Source organism: Trebonia sp., from assembly GCF_049794275.1.
Lineage (GTDB): Bacteria > Actinomycetota > Actinomycetes > Streptosporangiales > Streptosporangiaceae > Trebonia.
Window position 1 is genome coordinate 1 of sequence record NZ_JBARCR010000707.1, and the last position, 2,371, is coordinate 2,371.

Below are 2,371 nucleotides of genomic sequence, written 5' to 3' on the forward strand. Positions count from 1 at the left end.
GTTCCTGGTGAGCGTCGTGATCGTGCCGGAGCTGGAGGTCACGGTTACCGACGCGGTGTAGGTGCCGGCTTCGGAGTACACGTGCGTCACGTCCGGGCCGGTGGCGTTCGTGGTCCGCCCGTCGCCGAACGTCCAGTAGTACGCGCTGACCGAGCCGCCCCGCTCGGAGCCATCTGCGCGGAACACACTGTCCGTTCCCGTGACCGCCGTGCGCGGCCCCGACATCGTCGCCATCGGCGCTGGTTGCTGCGCGCCGGAGGGCGGGGTGACGATGAACCACTCCTCGCCGGGCCCCCACATGGTCGCCCAGCTCGTCAGGCTGATATTCGTGTCGTACTCGACGTGGACGTTGGTGCTGCCGAGGAAGTCGCCGTTGACCATGTCGATGGTCCCGTCAGGGTTGACCGACGTGACGATGCCGACATGGTCGGCGTACACCCCGACCAGGCTCGGCTCGAAGAACACGATCGAGTCGCCGACCGCGGGGGTGCCGGTGTCGGCCGCCAGCGGCTCGCCCTGCCGCTGGGCCCAGTCGTAGAAGGAGACCGAGCCGGCGTTGAGCGTGTTCATGTCCGCGGTGACGCCCGCTTGCTCCCACACCCACTTGTTGAAGTCCGCGCACCAGGTCTCGTTCTCGTCCTCGACGTTGAGGGTGCCGTCGTAGCCGCAGCCGTCCGAGTTCGCGGAGAACCCGGCCGTCAGCGTGCTGTAGGGGTCGCAGTCGAGGGCGAAGCCGGTCACCGCCGGGGTGTCGCTGACCCCGACCTGGCTGAGCGCGAGGCTCGCGATCGACTGGTCCGGGCCGGCCTGTGCAGCGGGGAGCGCGGACAGCGCGCGCTTGGCGGCGGCGCGCTGCGTCGCGATCGTGCCGGTGCAGCTCGCCGGGTCCGCGAGCCCCCACGCCGTTTTCAGCGTGCCGGGCAGCCCCTCGCCGCAGCCGTAAGGGCCGGTCGTGACCAGTCGCCACGTGCCGCTGAGATACTTGAATACCCCGGTGGCCGCGCCATCCTGGAACCCTGCCGCTGCCTGCTTGCCAGCCGACGCGGACGGGGTGAAGCTGGCGATCGCCCATTCGGTCCCGGCCGCGGTGCCGGTGTGCAGGGTGCCCGGGCGGATGCCCGCGATGTCCGAGCCCGGAATGTGCCGGCCCGCCTCGAAGGCCTGCCCCAGCGAGGTCTCCGTGGCCGGCCCTGTGCCCGTGCTTGCGGCGGCGCTCACCGGGGCGGCGGTCAGCGCCGCGATGACGGCCAGCGCCGCGAGCACCGGTCCCGGCAGCCGCCGCCAGGTGCGACATGAGCTGATGCGTGTCATGTGACTGACTTTCAGATAGGCGGGAGTTCCGGAAACCCGTTTACAGAGGAACGCGGCCGGGAGAGGCGGCACGGTACGTTCGGGATAATCAGGCCAGGCTGTCGCGCAGCGCGAGCACCCGCCGCAGTGCGATGTCGAAGTGACCGGGGTTGAGGGTGTGATTTTGCAGGGCCTCAGCGAGCGCGGCCACGGTGTCCTGCCCCTCGCTGACGTCACGCGCCGAGGCCAGCAGCACGTCCATCCCGGCCTGGGCGGCCAGCACACCGCACTGGGCGGGCGTCCCGAAGGACGCGATCGCGCCGGCCTCGAGCGCGTCGGTGATCGTCACGCCGCGGAACTTCTGCCGCTGGCGCAGCTCCCTGCCCACGATCGTCGGTGACAGTCCCGAGGGGAGCTCAGGGTCGAGCGCCGGGTACACCGCCCACGACGTCATGACCAGCCGCACACTCGCGGCGATGGCGGCCAGGAACGGCCGCTCGTCGATGCTCCGCAGGTCGGCGAGCGGCACGTCCAGCGTGACCGGGCCGAGATCGGTGTTCTGGTCCACGGTCGCCGCGCCGAGGCCAGGGAAGTGCTTCGCCGTCGCGGCGATGCCCAGCTTCTGCTGTGCGGTGACGAAGGCGGCGCCGCATTCGGCGCAGACGTTCGGGTCCATGCTGTACGAGCGGCCGAACTCATCGTCGAAGTTGCCGGCCTGGCGGTACACGTCAAGGACGGGCGCGAGATTGAGGTTCATCCCGACGCCGGCCAGGTTCGCCCCCGCGCCAGCTCCGGCGTCCGCGGCCTCCGCGGCCGGATCGGCGGATTCGCCGATCTGCTTTTCCGACAGCACAGGCTCGCCGGGGAGCCGGCGCACGATGCCGCCTTCTTGGTCAGTCATCAGCAGCAACGGCGAGCGCACCGGACTCGCGGCGTGCGCTTCGTTGAGCTGCGCGACGACCGCGGCGATCTGGGACAGGCTAGTGATGTTCTCGCCGAAGAAGATCACCCCGCCGGCTTCCCCGGCGCTGATCTGGTCGAGCAGGCTCGCCGGCGGGGTGAGGCCCGGGTAGGAGAAGAT

At 70.5% G+C, this 2,371-nt stretch carries 2 protein-coding genes; both read right to left on the bottom strand.

Annotated features, from left to right (window positions below; translation table 11 throughout):
• Positions 1–1,311, bottom strand: a 1,311-nt coding sequence (locus WA805_RS18770; RefSeq protein WP_425242977.1) for a PKD domain-containing protein, incomplete at its 3' end; no start/stop codon positions are given.
• Between the two features lie 88 nt (positions 1,312–1,399).
• Positions 1,400–2,371 (bottom strand): glycoside hydrolase family 3 N-terminal domain-containing protein (locus tag WA805_RS18775; RefSeq protein WP_425242978.1); only part of this gene is annotated, 972 nt, incomplete at its 5' end.